The organism is Sphingobium sp. B7D2B, from assembly GCF_025961895.1.
GTDB lineage: Bacteria > Pseudomonadota > Alphaproteobacteria > Sphingomonadales > Sphingomonadaceae > Sphingobium.
On the sequence record NZ_JAOQOM010000001.1, the window covers coordinates 2,052,725 to 2,069,469 of the forward strand.

Below are 16,745 nucleotides of genomic sequence, written 5' to 3' on the forward strand. Positions count from 1 at the left end.
ACCGGCGATCCGTGGGAACCGGCTCCGATGGGGCCGGAAACTGGTTCGCTGCTGCAGCATGAAGGCGTAGTTTTTTGACGCCGTTGCGAGGTGATAAATCCCTATCAATTCGCTAATTTCTGCGCCAGAGGGTCTGGGCGGCCTTCCAATTTTTCGTTTGTGTAACATACAAAATTTCGTATGTTCCGCCCGTCCATCGATTCGACTTTCTCGTCGAACGCAGACCCTTGTTTCTCGCGATCCAAATGGAGAGGCTCTCTGATGTCCAACCCTACCAATCTTGAGCAAGTGCTCAACGCCGCCGGCAATCCGGTGGAAATGCTGCGCAACAGCCAGATCGGCGCCTATGTGTATCCGGTCGTTGCTCCGGAATTCTCCAACTGGCGCTCCGAGCAGTGGGCCTGGCGCAACGCTGCCGTGCTGTTCGATCAGTCGCACCACATGGTCAACCTGTTCATCAAGGGTAAGGACGCGCTCAAGCTCCTGACCGACACGATGATCAACTCGCCCAAGGGCTGGGAAGTCAACAAGGCCAAGCAGTATGTGCCCGTGACGCCTTATGGCCACGTCATCGGCGACGGCATCATCTTCTGGGAAGAGCCCGAAGTGTTCTGCTATGTCGGCCGCGCGCCGGCTGCCAACTGGCTGCAGTACCATGCCGAGACCGGCGGCTACGACGTCGAGATCGTCTATGACGATCGTTCGCCTTCGCGTCCGATGGGTAAGCCCGTCAACCGCAGCTACTGGCGCTTCCAGATCCAGGGTCCGAACGCCTGGGACGTGATCGAGAAGCTGCACGGCGGCAAGCTCGAGCAGCTCCGCTTCTTCAACATGTCCACCATGAACATCGCTGGCCGCTCGGTGCGCACGCTCCGTCACGGCATGGCCGGTGCGCCGGGCCTCGAAATCTGGGGTCCGTACGAAGAGATGGAAGACATCCGCGGCGCCATCGTCGAGGCTGGCAAGGATCTCGGCCTGGTGCAGGTCGGTTCGCGCGCTTATCCCTCGAACACGCTGGAATCCGGTTGGATTCCGAGCCCGCTGCCGGCCATCTACACCGGCGAGAAGCTGAAGGCCTATCGTGAGTGGCTGCCGGCCAAGAGCTACGAAGCCACCGGCGCGATCGGCGGTTCGTTCGTCTCGAACAACATCGAGGATTACTACACCAATCCTTATGAGATCGGTTACGGTCCGTTCGTGAAGTTCGACCACGACTTCATCGGCCGCGAAGCGCTTGAAGCCCTCGATGCTTCGACGCAGCGCAAGAAGGTCACGCTGGCCTGGAACGGCGACGACATGGCGAAGATCTATGGTTCGCTGTTCGATGCCGACGCCGACTCGCACTACAAGTTCTTCGACCTGCCGCTGGCCAACTATGCCAACACCAATGCCGACGCCGTCCTCGACGCCGCTGGCAACACGGTCGGCATCTCGATGTTCACCGGCTACTCGTACAACGAGAAGCGCGCGCTTTCGCTCGCGACGATCGACCATGAGATCCCGGTTGGCACCGAGCTGACGGTTCTGTGGGGCGAGGAAAATGGTGGCACGCGCAAGTCCACCGTCGAGCCGCACAAGCAGATCGCTGTTCGTGCCGTCGTGAGCCCGGTTCCCTATTCGGTGACCGCGCGCGAGACCTACGAAGGCGGCTGGCGCAGCGCTCGCGTCGACGCCTGATCCTGATCCGTTGCGGGCGGCCATCCTCCGGGGTGGCCGCCCCGACGACCTTCCGAAGACACTATAAGCCCTAATCGAGGCGAGGACTTTTCATGGCTACGGCAACCCTGGACAAGACCGCACTGGCGCGGCTGTTTGAAGACTACTCGCTCGAAATCACGCCCAAGGACGTGGAAGCGCTGCAGAATGCCGCGCACATGATCCCGCAGGGTACGCTCATTTCCTGCACCTTTTTGCCGGGTGCCGAGTTCGAGGATCGCGTCCGCGCGGCTCGGGCCATCCAGGACCTCGGCTTCAAGCCGGTTCCGCACATTTCCGCCCGGCGCCTGCTGGTAAAGGAAGACCTCAACCGCTTCCTCGACATGCTCGCCGCCCAGATCGACCTCAAGCATGTCTTCGTGATCGCCGGCGATCCTTCCGAACCGCTCGGGCCCTATGACGACGCGCTGGCCGTGATCTCCTCGGGCACGCTCAAGGAATATGGCATCCAGCATGTCGGCATTTCCGGCTATCCCGAAGGTCACCCGGACATCACCAACGAAAAGCTCGTCAAGGCGATGCATGACAAGGTCGCCTCGCTCAAGGAGCAGGGGATCGATTATTCGATCATGACCCAGTTCGGTTTCGATGCCGATCCGGTGCTCGACTGGCTCAAGCAGATCCGCGCCGAGGGCATTGATGGCCCCGTGCGCATCGGCCTTGCCGGCCCGGCCTCGATCAAGACGCTGCTGCGCTTTGCGGCGCGCTGCGGTGTGGGCACCTCCGCCAAGGTTGTGAAGAAATACGGCCTCTCGATCACCAGCCTGATCGGCAGTGCCGGTCCCGACCCGGTGATCGCCGACCTCGTCCCCGCGCTGGGCGAAGAGCATGGCAAGGTCCACCTTCATTTCTATCCGTTCGGCGGTCTGGTGAAGACCAATGAGTGGATCGTGAACTTCAAGGGCAAGCAGGGCATCTGACGCTCCGGCGTCCGTTGCCGCTCAATTAATTCCGGACAAAGACGGTCGGCCCGTTCCGGGCCGTATCATGGAAAGGCTAGGAGAATCATGGCTCAAGGCTCCGACATCGAAATCGCACGCGAAGCGAAGATGCAGAACATCGCCGAGGTCGGCGCAAAGGTCGGCATCCCGCAGGACGCGCTGCTTAACTACGGCCCGTACAAGGCCAAGCTGTCCTGGGACTTCATCAACAGCGTCCAGGGCAATCAGGATGGCAAGCTCATCCTTGTTACCGCGATCAACCCGACGCCCGCTGGCGAAGGCAAGACCACGACGACGGTCGGCCTTGCTGACGGCCTGAACGCCATCGGCAAGAAGACGGTTGCGGCGCTGCGTGAGCCGTCGCTCGGCCCGTGCTTCGGCGTCAAGGGCGGCGCTGCCGGCGGCGGTTATGCGCAGGTCGTGCCGATGGAGGACATCAACCTCCACTTCACCGGCGACTTCCACGCCATCACCTCGGCGAACAACCTGCTCGCCGCGCTGATCGACAACCACATCTACTGGGGCAACAAGCTCGGCCTCGACCCGCGTCGTATCGCGTGGCGTCGCGTGCTGGACATGAACGACCGCGCGCTGCGCTCGATCGTTAACTCGCTCGGTGGCGTGTCCAACGGCTACCCCCGCGAGGACGGCTTCGACATCACCGTGGCGTCGGAAGTCATGGCGATCCTCTGCCTCGCTTCGGACCTCAAGGATCTGGAGCGTCGCCTCGGCAACATCCACGCCGGCTACACCCGCGACCGCAAGGCCGTGCTGGCCCGCGAGCTGAACGCATCGGGCGCGATGACCGTCCTGCTCAAGGACGCGCTGCAGCCCAACATCGTGCAGACGCTCGAGAACAACCCCGTGCTGATCCACGGCGGGCCGTTCGCGAACATTGCGCATGGCTGCAACTCGGTGCTCGCCACCAAGACGGCGCTCAAGATCGCCGACTATGTGGTGACCGAAGCCGGATTCGGCGCTGACCTTGGCGCCGAGAAGTTCTTCGACATCAAGTGTCGCAAGGCTGGCCTGAAGCCCTCCGCAGCCGTCATCGTGGCCACCATCCGCGCGCTCAAGATGCATGGCGGCGTCGACAAGGCCGATCTCGGCACGGCAAACCCGGACGCGGTGCGCAAGGGCGGCGTCAACCTCGCCCGTCACATCGAGAACGTCCGTCAGTTCGGCGTGCCCGTGGTCGTGGCGATCAACCAGTTCGTCACCGACACGGCCGAGGAAATGGCTGTCGTTCAGGAAATCGCGGAAGCCGCGGGCGCCGAAGCGGTCGAGTGCAGCCACTGGGCCAATGGCTCCAAGGGCACCGAAGAGCTGGCCCGCAAGGTTGTCGCCCTGGCCGAGGGCGGTTCGTCCAACTTCGCGCCGATCTATGAGGACGGCCTCTCGCTGTTCGACAAGATCGACACGATCGCCAAGCGCATCTACCGCGCCAGCGAAGTGACGGCCGACAGCAGCGTGCGCAACAAGCTCAAGGGCTGGGAAGCCGATGGCTATGGCCATCTGCCGGTTTGCATGGCCAAGACGCAGTACAGCTTCTCGACCGACCCGAGCCTGCGCGGCGCGCCGACCAACCACGTCGTGCCGGTGCGCGACGTGATCCTGTCGGCAGGCGCTGAGTTCATCGTTGCGGTGTGCGGCGATATCATGCGCATGCCCGGCCTGCCCAAGACGCCGTCGGCGGACTTCATCCGTCTGGACGACAAGGGTCAGATCGAAGGTCTGTTCTGATCAATTAAGATTGAAGGAGGCTAGCGGCCTCCTGCTTTGAGAGATTGGCCCGTCGGCGTTGCTGGCGGGCCATTTTCTTTTCCGGTTAACAAGTATTTACCGCGTATTAACCATCGGTTAAACAGTCCTTGTCTGTGGGGGGCAAGCGAACGATGGTGCGCTATAAAGTGATGCTGGTTTTCGGCACGAGGCCCGAAGCCATCAAGATGTTTCCTGTCTATGATGCGCTGAAATCTCTACCGCAGATCGAGACGAAGGTCTGCGTTTCCGCACAGCATCGGGCCTTGCTCGACCAGGTTCTCGACCTCGCCGGGGTTGTGCCGGACTTCGATCTCGACATCATGGCGCCGGACCAGACGCTCGATACGTTGACGGCGCGGCTCATCCTCGCCTTGGGTGCCGTGTTCGACGCCGAACGGCCCGACAGGGTGTTGGTCCACGGCGATACCAAGACTGCAATGATGGCCGCCCTTGCGGCTTATTACCGCCGCATTCCGGTTGGGCATGTCGAGGCGGGCTTGCGCAGCGGCGATATCTACAACCCATGGCCCGAAGAGGTGAATCGCCGCATCATCGCCTGCGCGGCCAATCTGCACTTCGCCCCGACGGCGGGGGCGGCGGCAGCGCTGGAAGCCGAGCATACCCAAGGGCGGATCATCGTGACGGGCAACACGGTGGTGGATGCCTTGCTCGCGACTCAGGTCAGGCTGCGGGAGCAGCCTTTTTTGGCGGGCTCGATCGCACCCGTGCTGCGGCGCTTTGCAGGGCGCCGGATCGTTATCGTCACCAGCCACAGGCGGGAGAATCTGGGGCAGGGGCTTTCGAACATTGCCGCCGCCATCCGCACCCTCGCCCAGCGCGACGATGTGGCCATCATCTGGCCGGTCCACCCCAATCCACAGGTCCGCGCCACGCTGGAGCCCGCGCTTTCCGGCCTGGAGAATGTCGCGCTGATTGAGCCGCTGGATTATCCAGGATTTGTAGGCCTGTTGGATGCAGCTTCCCTGGTGTTGACGGATAGTGGCGGCATCCAGGAAGAAGCGCCCAGCTTCGGCAAACCGGTGCTGGTCATGCGCGAGACGACCGAACGGCCAGAGGGCATCGAGGCAGGCACCGCCCGTCTCATCGGCACCGTCCCTGATCGCATAGTCGCTGAAGTCGCGCGGTTGCTGGACGACCCGCAGGCCTATGCCGCCATGGCCCATGCCCATAGTCCTTTCGGGGATGGCCAAGCCGCCGCACGCATCGCGGCAGTGCTGGCAGAGGAAGCCGCAGCCCGATGGGTAGTGCCCAGTCTCGCAAACTTGCAATCGGTTTCCCACGCCCCGAGCGCGCCATAGAGCGCGGCTTGATATCAAGATCTCGCCTGCGAGTGATCGTCGAAATCGTACGAATGTCCTGAATCTCGCTTATCTCCGATTTCTGCGGGCTTGCCGATGCAGGGCTGATAGAATTGCCGGCATCTACTTTCGACGCAGTTCGACTCGTTCCCCTTCGCTCAGCCATCGGGAAGGAGCGCACCGAACGACCGACCCGCAGAATCCGACATAATCTAAAGCAGTTGCATTTGTCGGAGCAATCGATTGCAAAAATGTTTAGACAAAGTGTATTCATTTTCGTAAGTCGATATTGACGATCGACAGTAGGGCCGATCGCGCTGACATATTGGGGAGGATCATGGCCAAAAATGGCTTCCGGCGCGCATCTGCGCTTGGCTTCGTGTCGTTTGCTGCGCTTGTTGCATCGCAGAGTGTCAGCGCTCAGACGGGCACCGCACAGAACAATCAGTCCGAGGATGATGCCGCGAACACCGCCGACATCGTGGTGACCGGCACCCAGCTGCGCGGCGTTGCGCCGGTAGGTTCATCGGTGATTGCGGTCGGCCAGCAAGAAATCCGCGACACGGGGCTGGCCACGACATCGGATATCCTCAAGACCATTCCGCAGGTCTCTGCCTTGGGGCCGGGCGAAGCCACGCTGGGCACCAACGTCAACAGCGCGACGCTCAACAGCACCCGCGCCAATGGCGTTAACCTGCGCGGCCTCGGCACGCAGGCGACGCTCACCTTGCTCGATGGGCGCCGCGCACCTCCGGGCGGTGTTGCCGGCCAGCTCTTCGATGCCTCGGTGATCCCGGCCATTGCGCTCGAACGGATCGACATCGTGGCGGACGGCGCTTCGGCCACTTACGGCTCGGATGCTGTCGCGGGCGTCGCCAACCTGATCCTGCGCCGCAACTTTGACGGGCTAGAGGCCAGCGCGCGTTACGGCTTCGCTGATGGCTATGACGAATGGCAGGGCAATGCCATTCTCGGTAAGAAGTGGGACACCGGCTCGGTGATGATTGCCGGCGACTATTATTACCACAGCCGCCTGCGCCAGGAAGATCGCGCGGAGCTGTTCCAGTGCGATCAGCGTGCTTTTGGCGGGTTGAACAACTGCGCCTTCACCAGCTCGCCGGGCAATGTGATCGATCCCGCGACCCTCACCCGCTACGGACTTCCGGGTGGCAGCGGTGAGAATCTGACGCCTGCCAACCTCTCGACCACGCCCAACTTCCAGCAAAGCTATGTGAACAATGATCTTCTGCCGCAGCTCAAGCGCTGGAGCGTCATTGGCCGCCTCGATCAGGAACTGACGCCTGCGCTCAAGATGTGGGCCAGCGGCTTTTACTCCAAGCGGACCCTGAACCAGCGCGCGGGGTCTCTGACGCTGGGCGCCGCGACGCCCGTACCGAGCAGCAATCCCTATTTCATCGAGTTCGCGCCGGGGCAGACCTCGCAGATCGTCGAATATGCCTTTAACGAATATGGGCCGATCCAGGGCAACATCTACGAAAGCTCCTACCAGCTGGCGACCGGGTTCGATTATTCGCTGGATGGCAATTGGCAGCTTTCCATCTACGGCTCCCATGGCGCCACGGAAGGCGGCGCCAAGACGGACGGTTTCCTGAACACGGCTTTGCTCTCCGCCGCGCTGGCTGATTCCAACCCCGCGACGGCCCTGAACGTCTACGGGACCGGGCAGAACAGCCGCGATCAGATCGACCGCCTTGTCGCCTTCTTCGACGTGACCGGCCTCTACACGGTCGACCTCGTCAACGTGAAGACGGACGGTGCGCTCTTCAACATCGGCGGCGGCGCGGTGCGCATGGCGGTGGGCGGCGAGTTCCACCATGATTATTACCGCAACACCGCCGCCGAGAATATCAACGGGCCGTCGCTCTCGCAGATCAACCTCTTTGGCGATACCGCCAGCTCTCGCGACGTCTGGTCGGCCTTTGCGGAGGTGAACGTGCCGCTGGTCGGTGCGGCCAATGCCATGCCGGGCATCGATCGGCTCGAGTTGAACATTGCCGGCCGCTATGATCACTATAGCGACGTCGGCGGAACGACCAATCCGAAGTTTGGCATTCGCTACGATCCCGTGCCGGGCGTCTCGGCTCATGCCAGCTACGGCACCTCATTCCGGGCGCCGACGCTGTCCGATACCAACCCCGCCAGTACGGCGACGGTCTTTTCGATCCCCAATTTCGGGCCGTTCGGCAATGTGATCGAATATGTCGGCGGCAATGCCGATCTCAAGCCTGAGAAGGCCACGACCTGGTCGGTTGGCGTCAAGTTCACCCCGCCGAGCAGCGGCTTCACTGCGTCGCTGGATTACTTCAACATCGATTATAAGGACGTGATCGAGACAGCGCCGGTGTTCAGCGTGCAGGTCTTCACCGACCCGGCCTACGCGCCGTTCGTGACCTTCAACCCGACCGTCGCGCAGGTGAACGCGATTTACGATCTGCCCTGGGCGCCGCCGGCGATCATTGCAGCTTCCGATGTCGATGCCATTGTCGATGCCCGCCGCAACAATGTCGGGCGCATCAAGATGGACGGGCTGGATTTCCTCGCCAACTATGCGTTCGATCTGGGCGGTGGATCGGCCAATATCGGCGTCTCGGGCACCTATCTGCTCAGCTATGGGCGAGCGACCGGCCCGACCTCGCCAACGGTGGACCGACTGAACCTGGCCAACTTCCCGCTGCGGTTCCGTGGCCGCGCCAATCTCGGGTGGCGGGGCGACAATTTCGGCGCCACGATGTTCGTGAACTATACCAATGCCTACACCAACACGGTGGGCACCATCGCGCCATCGCAGTCCGTCGACTCCTACACGACGGTCGATCTGACGCTGACCTACGACGTGCCCAAGGCGGATGGCGTGCTGAGCGGCCTGTCCTTCTCGCTGAGTGCGCTCAATCTGTTCGACGCCGCGCCACCCTTCGCGGCGATCGCCAACAATCAGGTCTATGACTCGACTGTGGCGAACCCCCTCGGCCGGTTTGTCTCGCTGACGGTCCGCAAGGCATTCTGACCCGATGTCACCCGCGCCCTCCAGCAGGGCGCGGGTGGCCGGATTGCTCTCGACGGGCAGGGGCGAGCACGCTACCCCGCCGACATGATCGACTGTCCCTCATCGCCGCTGGCCCTGCATCTGGATCGTGACGCGCTGATCGCCAACTGGCGGTGGCTCGCAGGGCAGAGTGGGGCGGCAGCCTGCGGGGCGGCTCTCAAGGCCAATGGCTACGGCGTGGGCGCGACCGAGGCTCTTCAGCATCTGCTGGCCGCCGGGTGCCGTGATTTTTTCGTCGCGACATGGCAGGAAGCGGCGGCTCTGCTGCCATTGCTGGAAGGCGCATCGCTCAGTGTGTTGCACGGGGTGCGCGCCGAAGATTTGGCTTTTGCGCTGACAGCACCGGCAAGACCGGTGCTAAACAGCGCCGCGCAAGTCGCCCGATGGAAAGCTGCAGGCGGCGGCCCGTGCGATGTCATGATCGATACCGGCATGAACAGGCTGGGCCTACGCCCCGATGAACTTGGCGCTGGCGTGCTGGACGGGCTGGAGATCGAGACACTCTGCAGCCACCTTGCCTGCGCCGATGAAACGTCCGATCTGAACGCGGTGCAGCGCGCGCGCTTCGAGGCCGTGCGGCAGCAGGTGCCGGCGCGGCGCTACAGCCTGGCCAACAGCGCAGGCATTTTGCTTGGGAGCGATTACGCTTTCGATCTCACCAGGCCCGGGCTCGCGCTCTATGGCGGCCTGCCGACGCCAACTGCGACCGGCCATATCCGCCCGGTCGTGCGTCCCCATGCGCAGATCCTCCAGCGGCGCCGGGTCGAAGCTGGCGAAACAGTGGGCTATGGCGCGACCTTCACCGCGAAGGCGCCCGTCGAGACGGCGATCGTCAATCTTGGCTATGCAGACGGCTATCTGCGCGCCTTTGCCGGGGGAGGGGCGATGCTCCATGGCGGAGAGCGGCTGCCGCTGCTGGGGCGCGTCTCCATGGACCTGATCGCCGTCGATGTCAGCACGGCACCGGATCTGGAGGAAGGGGCGTGGCTGGAGGTGGCGTATGATCTGCCCAGCGCCTCAGCGCACACCGGTCTGTCGCAATATGAGTTGCTGACCGGGCTCGGCCAGCGGTTCGAGCGGCGCTGGGTTTAGTTATGAACCGCCCGCCAGCGCGCTCAAGGCAACGCTGACGGGCCTGTTCCTCATTCCGCGGTGTCGGATGCTTCGCTGTCGGCCGCCGGCATGTCCGCCTCGACCTCGTCCGTGCTTTCCTCAATCCGCGCGGCACTCACGACATGCTCGTTCTGCGCCACGTCGAACAGGCGCACGCCCGCAGAACCACGGCCGATCACGCGCAGGCTGCTGAGCCCCATGCGGATGAGCTTGGCCTGATCGGTCACCAGCATGAGCTGATGCTCGCGGGTCGCCGGGAAGCTCGCCACGACCGGGCCGTTACGCTCGATATTGTCGATGTTGGTGATGCCCTGGCCACCACGCCCGGTGCGGCGATACTCGAAGGCCGAGGAGAGCTTGCCATAGCCATTGGCGCAGACGGTCAGGATGAACTGCTCGCGGGCGCGCAGGGCCTCGAAACGGTCGGCAGCCATCTTCGGCTCGCCCTCCTTCTCGCCCTTCCATGGAGCGAAGCGCAGATACTCCTCGCGCTCTTCCATGTCCTGAATACCGGCACGCTGGAGCACGGAGAGCGAGATGACCTCGTCGCCTTCCTTCAGCGTCATGCCACGCACACCGGTGGAGTTGCGGCTCTGGAACTCGCGCACATCATCGCCGCGGAAGCGGATCGCCTTGCCCTGGCGGGAGGCCAGCAGCACGTCATCTTCTTCGCTGAGGAGCGCGACGCCGATCAGGCGGTCGTCGGCGTCCTCACCCTCAAACTTCATCGCGATCTTGCCGTTCGAGGGGATATTCGCGAACGCATCCATGCTGTTGCGGCGCACGCTGCCCTTGGCGGTGGCGAACATGACATGGAGCTGCGCCCATTCATTCTCATCTTCCGGCAGTGGCAGCACCGTCTGGATGGTCTCGCCCTCGGCCAGCGGCAGCAGGTTGACCATCGGACGTCCGCGTGTGGCCGGCCCGCCTTCCGGCAAGCGCCAGACCTTGAGGCGATAGACCTTGCCCAGCGTCGAGAAGAACAGCACCGGCGTGTGCGTGGAGGTCACGAACAGCTCGGTAACGACATCCTCTTCCTTGGTCGCCATGCCGGCGCGGCCCTTGCCGCCGCGGTTCTGGGCGCGGAAGGTATCGAGCGGCGTGCGCTTGATGTAACCGGACATGGTCACGGTCACGACCATGTCTTCGCGCTCGATCAGGTCCTCATCCTCGATGCCGTCGGCAGCAGGGGCGAGGGTGGAGCGGCGCGGCGTCGCGAATTCGGCTTCGATCGCGTCGAACTCGGCGCGCATCACCTCGAACAGGCGAACGCGGCTGGCGAGGATCTCGAGATAGCCAGCAATCGCATCGGCCAGCCCCTTGAGCTCGTTGCCGATCTCGTCGCGGCCAAGCGCCGTCAGCCGGTGCAGGCGCAGATCGAGAATGGCGCGAACCTGCGCGTCCGACAGATGATAGACGCTGCCCGAGGGCTCATCATCCGCGGCTTCGACCAGCTTGAGATAGGGCGCGATATCCCCGATCGGCCAGGCGCGCGCCAGCAGCGCCTCGCGGGCCGCCGCCGGGCTGCTCGCCCCGCGGATCATGCGCACGACTTCATCGAGATTGCTGACCGCAATGACGAGGCCAAGCAAGATGTGGGCGCGATCCCGTGCCTTCGCCAGCTCGAACTTGGTCCGGCGCGTGATCACTTCCTCACGGAAGCGCACGAACGCCTCGATGATGTCGCGCAGCGTCAGCAGTTCCGGCCGCCCGCCACGGATGGCGAGCATATTGGCCGGGAAGCTCGACTGCGCGGGCGTGTGCCGCCACAGCTGATTGAGCACCACATCCGCCGTGGCATCGCGCTTCAGCTCGATGACGACGCGGACGCCCTCGCGGTTGGATTCGTCGCGAATGTCCGAGATGCCCTCGATCCGCTTGTCTTTGGCCGCCTCGGCGATCTTTTCGACGAGGCCGGCCTTGCCGACCTGGAACGGGATTTCGGTGAGGACGATCTGCTGACGGTCCCCCCGCAGCGTCTCGATCACATGGCGCGAGCGCATGATGATCGATCCGCGCCCGGTGGTGTAGGCCGAGCGGGCGCCAGACTGGCCGAGGATGAGGGCGCCCGTTGGGAAGTCCGGCCCCGGCACGATTTCCATCAGCTCCTCGGCTGAGATCGCGCCGTTATCCATGTACGCCTTGCAGGCGCGCAGGACTTCGCCGAGATTGTGCGGCGGGATATTGGTGGCCATGCCGACCGCGATGCCGCCGGCGCCATTGACCAGCAGGTTCGGGAAGCGGGCAGGCAGCACCTGCGGCTCGCTCTCGCTGCCATCATAGTTCGGTAGGAAATCGACCGTGTTCTTGTCGAGATCGTCGAGCAGTGCGTTGGCGACCTTGGCGAGGCGCGCCTCGGTGTAGCGCATGGCCGCCGGCGAATCCGGGTCCATCGAGCCGAAATTGCCCTGGCCGTCGATGAGCGGCACACGCATCGACCAATCCTGCGTCATGCGCGCCAATGCGTCGTAGATCGAGCTGTCACCGTGCGGGTGATATTTACCCATCACGTCGCCGACGATGCGGGCCGATTTGCGATAGGGCTTGTTATAGGTGAAGCCCATTTCGTGGGCGCCGAACAGGATGCGGCGATGTACGGGCTTCAGCCCGTCGCGCACATCCGGCAGCGCGCGGGACACGATCACCGACATGGCGTAGTCGAGATAGCTCGACTTCATCTCATCGACGATGTTGATCGGGCTGATATCCGAGGGTTCGGCGAGGATTGTCTCGTCGCTCAAGCGTTTTCTCTTATGATTACGTGGTGGGAACTCGAAGCGGTGTGACTAGCCCGCGACTGCAGAAAAGGCCAGAGAAAAGGGCAAATTTGCACGCGGCCTCGGACCGGTCGAAGCCGAATGGGGGCGGGAGCGCGACGGCTTGCGGATTTCCCGTGCCAACCGGCATCGCGCCCTCATGACAAGCCCCGGAACGGTGGTTATAGCGACATTCAATTCCCGTTCACGCGTGATCCTGCAGTGCAGGGCCATGAAGTCAGCGGGATCCGCGACTTGGGGGCCGAGATCTTAGTTCTGGAGGAATATTTGATGCGTCTGTTCAATACCACTGCTCTTACGATCACCCTGGCCGCGTTTGCGGCGGGCGCCTTTGCAACGGCTCCCGCATCGGCGCAGAGCCGGGATGGCAAGCAGGCCGAACAGAGTTCGGCACCCAAGATTTCGCTGAGCCGCGGCTTCCAGAAGGGAGCGGTCGAAGCCCAGGAGCTGGTCAAGAAGCAGGATTTTGCGGGCGCAAAGGCGAAGCTGGATGAGATCCAGTCCACGGCGACGAAGCCCGACGATCGCTACTTCTTCGGCAGCCTGCTGCTGCAGGTGGGCATCAACCAGAAGGATGAGGCCATCCAGCGCCAGGCTCTGGAAGCGATGATCGACTCCGGCATGACGCCGGCGACCGAAGTAGCGAAGTTCCACTATTTCGTCGGCCAGTTCGCCTTCAACGCCAAGCAGTACGATCAGGCCCGCACCCACTTCCAGTCGGCCATCGACGGCGGTTACGGCGGCCCCACGCCCGACGTGCTGATCGCCAACACCTATTTCAACGAGGCGCAGGACCAGATCGTCAACAACCAGTTCACCGATGCCGGCAAGGCGAAGGTGGAGCAGGGCCTGCCGCACCTCAAGCGCGCGATCGAACTGCAGAAGGCATCGGGCCAGCCTGTCGATGCGAGCTGGTACAACAAGGGCCTGAGCATGGCGGTGTTCGCCAAGTCGCCGACGCTCTCCGACTGGACCAAGCTGGCACTGCCCGTCAGCGGCACGCCGGACAACTGGGCGCTGGTGCTGCGGATGTTGCAGGACGAATATCCCAATGCCACCCGCGACGAGAGCATCGACATCATGCGTCTGATGGCGGCCACCAAGTCGCTCAAGAGCGCCTATAATTATAATGAATATGCAGAGGCGGCCAATCGCCTCGGCCTGCCCGGCGAGGTCAAGGCCGTGATCGATCAGGGCCGCTCCAGCGGCGTTCTGAGCGGCACCACGCTGTCCGACCTCTATCAGGTCGCGACCAGCGGGATCACGCAGGATCGCGCATCGCTGGCAACCTCTGAGAAGAGTGCCGCTTCTGCCGCCACCGGCAAGCCCGCAGCCAACACCGCCAGTGCCTTCATGAGCTATGGCGACAATGCCAAGGCCGTCACCCTCTATCGCCTCGCGCTGCAGAAGGGCGGCGTGGATGCGGATGAGGTGAACACGCGCCTCGGCATCGCGCTGGCACGTTCGGGCGACAAGGCCGGCGCTCTCGAGGCATTCGGCAAGGTCAGCGGCACCGGCGTGCGTAAGCGGACCGCCGACCTCTGGACGGTTTGGCTGAACAGCCCCAACGCCTGAACACCTGCGGTTCGATCGAAAAAAGTTAGAATGCCGGCGGCTTTGTCGCCGGCATTTTTATTGGGCGTTGGACGGACTGCCTCAGCTCTTGGCCACGCGCGCGCTCAGCGGCCGACCGGCACGCCCGGCAGGTTCTTGGAGGTGCGGATCGTCAGCGACGTCTTCACGCTGGCCACATTGGGCGCTTGCGTCAGCTGCGAGGTGAGGAACTGCTGGAAGCTGCGCAGATCCTGCGCCACCACCTTGAGGATGAAATCGATCTCGCCGTTCAGCATGTGGCATTCGCGGACTTCCGGCAGCGCCGCGACATGGGCCTCGAATGCCTGCAAATCCTCTTCCGCCTGACTTTTCAGGCTGACCATGGCGAACACTGTCGTCGTGTAGCCCAAGGCGACCGGATCGAGATGGGCGTGGTAGGAGGCGATGAAGCCGCGATCCTCCAGGCTTTTCACCCGGCGCAGACAGGGCGGGGCGGTCAGGCCGACGCGCCGTGCCAGCTCGACATTGGTCAGGCGACCATCCTCCTGAAGCAGGTCGAGCAATTTGACGTCGGTCTCATCCAGCGAACTACCGGGCATAGAGGACATTTCCTTTCACGGTAGATGTTCTTGCAGACATATAATGTCGCTGCAACGTAATTGTCCCACAATGCAACGTCCCATTTTTTAACGCTAGGCGGGTCGGTTTACCATCAGTACACGCGGTTCCGTTACAGGGGCCAACTGAATGCGTTTCAACGATCTTCTGCGGACGGTGCTGGCCAATGGCGGCGAGGGCACAGGTGCCGCCGTGACGCGCTGGCGCCAGTGCATGGATCTGCTTGCCCAATATGATGTCTCCGGCGCGGAAACCCAGAAGCTTTCGCCGGACGAGGCCCACACCATCCTGACCATCCTGCAGGAAGCCCGGCCGAAGGTGAGCTTGGAAGGCCGCATCGCATCCGTCGTGGAACTTGGGTCCAGACTCCGCTCCCCCACGCTGGTGCAGTGGCTGGCGGGCGATCATCCTTCGGTTGTCGTGGCGATGATGAAATCTGTCCGCCTGACCGGCGAAGACTGGGCCGCGATGATACCCCATCTGGGCCCGCTGGCCCGCAGCGTGCTCCGTCGCCGTCCGGATCTGCCGGAAGCCGCAATGGCCGCGTTACGACGCTTCGGCGAAGTCGATCTGTCGCTGCCCCCAACTGAGGTTCGGCAGGCGGAAGCCGGGACGCCGAGTGCGGACCGGGTCGTTGCGACCGAGGAGCTTGATCGCTCGGGCAGCACAGACGAGGCAAGCCAGATCGGCCGTCTCGTTGCGCAAATCGAGCGGTTCAAGAAGGCGAACCCGTTCAAGGCGGCCGGCGCCGCTGACCCGGTGCCGGATGCAGTCCAGCAAGAGTCTCGGGTCCAGAGCACGCCGGACGCCGATGTCGACAGCTTTCAGTTCGAGACCGATGCTTCGGGCCTCGTTCGCCTGACCGACGGCGCATTTCCCGAAGCGATCATTGGCCTGAGCATTGCGACGCCGGGCGTGGATGTCAGCCATGGAGTGGATGGCGCCACGCTTGGGGCATTTCGGCACCGCGCCGCATTCGAGAATAGCCGCCTGACCTTGCAGGACGGTGCGCTGGCGGGCGAATGGCGCATCTCCGGCGAACCGCATTTTGACCGGCAGAGCGGTCGCTTCCGGGGCTATACCGGCATCGCCCGGCGTGAGCGGCGGTTCGAGGCGCCGGTTCGCCCCATCGACACGCAGCCGAGCGACGAGGGCGCCACGCTCTCTGCCACCAGCACGCGGCAACTGATCCATGAGTTGCGCACGCCGTTAAACGCCGTGCAGGGCTATGGCGAAATGATCGAGGCGCAGATCCTGGGCCCGGTCCCTGAGGTCTATCGCGACATTGCGCGCGCCATTCTGGCGGATGCACGGGCATTGCTGACGACCTTCGACGATCTCGACGCGGCGAGCCGACTGGAGCGGGGAGACCTCTCTGCCCAGCAGGATGATGTCGATCTGACCGCTGCCCTGCACCGAGTGGTGGACGCGGCCGGCTTCGGCCAGGCCGTCAATCTCTCGGTCCAGAGCGGTTCCAGCCTTGTGCATGGCGACCGCAACCAGATCGAACGCATGTTGAATCACCTGATCCGCATCGGCCATGCCGGACTGGCTGCGGGCGAACAGCTTGTCCTATGCGTCTGCCCGGCGCCGGAGCGGGCCTCCGTGAGCCTGACGATGAGTCGCCCGACGGCCTTGCGCGGCATCGAGGCGCGCGCCTTTCTCGAACAGGGTTATGTGGTCGAGCAGCGCCTCTATGGCGACACGCCGCCGCTCGGCCTTGCGTTCACCCTCAAACTGGTGCGAGGAATCGTCCGCCATCTCGGCGGGGAGTTCGCCATCACGGCACAGGCCTTCGGCATCGTGCTGCCGACCGCGCCCGAGGCCTATCGCGAGCAGGGCCATAACGGCTGATCCGACGCCTGTTCGCTCCGCTCCC

General features: G+C 63.4%; 10 protein-coding genes. 8 read left to right on the top strand and 2 right to left on the bottom strand.

What is annotated here, in order from left to right:
• The first annotated feature begins 261 nt into the window (after nt 1-261).
• From ligM to alr, 6 genes are all read left to right on the top strand, one after another.
• Nucleotides 262-1,677 carry a vanillate/3-O-methylgallate O-demethylase gene (gene ligM / locus M2341_RS09405; RefSeq protein ID WP_181559665.1) on the top strand — a complete coding sequence of 472 codons (1,416 nt, stop codon included), beginning with the start codon at nt 262-264 and terminating at the stop codon, nt 1,675-1,677.
• Nucleotides 1,678-1,769: 92 nt separating this feature from the next.
• Nucleotides 1,770-2,636: a methylenetetrahydrofolate reductase gene (locus M2341_RS09410; RefSeq protein ID WP_264570305.1), complete on the top strand. Its 867-nt coding sequence runs from the start codon at nt 1,770-1,772 to the stop codon at nt 2,634-2,636.
• Nucleotides 2,637-2,723: 87 nt separating this feature from the next.
• Nucleotides 2,724-4,400, top strand: a complete 1,677-nt coding sequence (locus M2341_RS09415) for a formate--tetrahydrofolate ligase (protein WP_181559667.1) — start codon at nt 2,724-2,726, stop codon at nt 4,398-4,400.
• A 152-nt stretch (nt 4,401-4,552) separates the two neighbouring features.
• Complete coding sequence (wecB, locus tag M2341_RS09420; RefSeq protein ID WP_264585053.1) at nt 4,553-5,740, top strand: non-hydrolyzing UDP-N-acetylglucosamine 2-epimerase; 1,188 nt, start codon at nt 4,553-4,555, stop codon at nt 5,738-5,740.
• A 337-nt stretch (nt 5,741-6,077) separates the two neighbouring features.
• Nucleotides 6,078-8,765 (top strand): TonB-dependent receptor plug domain-containing protein, encoded by a 2,688-nt coding sequence (locus tag M2341_RS09425; RefSeq protein WP_264585054.1) that lies wholly within the window; start codon nt 6,078-6,080, stop codon nt 8,763-8,765.
• A gap of 84 nt (nt 8,766-8,849) precedes the next feature.
• Complete coding sequence (gene alr / locus M2341_RS09430; protein WP_264585055.1) at nt 8,850-9,896, top strand: alanine racemase; 1,047 nt, start codon at nt 8,850-8,852, stop codon at nt 9,894-9,896.
• A gap of 50 nt (nt 9,897-9,946) precedes the next feature.
• On the opposite strand, the gene gyrA is transcribed toward alr, so the two are convergent.
• On the bottom strand, nt 9,947-12,658 hold the full coding sequence (gyrA, locus tag M2341_RS09435) for a DNA gyrase subunit A (protein WP_264585056.1): 2,712 nt from the start codon (nt 12,656-12,658) through the stop codon (nt 9,947-9,949).
• A gap of 306 nt (nt 12,659-12,964) precedes the next feature.
• Between gyrA and M2341_RS09440 the strand changes: the two genes are divergently transcribed.
• Complete coding sequence (locus tag M2341_RS09440; RefSeq protein WP_181559672.1) at nt 12,965-14,269, top strand: hypothetical protein; 1,305 nt, start codon at nt 12,965-12,967, stop codon at nt 14,267-14,269.
• A gap of 104 nt (nt 14,270-14,373) precedes the next feature.
• On the opposite strand, the gene M2341_RS09445 is transcribed toward M2341_RS09440, so the two are convergent.
• Complete coding sequence (locus M2341_RS09445) at nt 14,374-14,847, bottom strand: Lrp/AsnC family transcriptional regulator (protein WP_181559673.1); 474 nt, start codon at nt 14,845-14,847, stop codon at nt 14,374-14,376.
• 148 nt (nt 14,848-14,995) lie between these two features.
• Here M2341_RS09445 and M2341_RS09450 point away from each other — a divergent pair, with 148 nt between their 5' ends.
• Nucleotides 14,996-16,720, top strand: a complete 1,725-nt coding sequence (locus tag M2341_RS09450; RefSeq protein ID WP_264585057.1) for a histidine kinase dimerization/phospho-acceptor domain-containing protein — start codon at nt 14,996-14,998, stop codon at nt 16,718-16,720.
• The last annotated feature ends 25 nt before the right edge of the window (nt 16,721-16,745 follow it).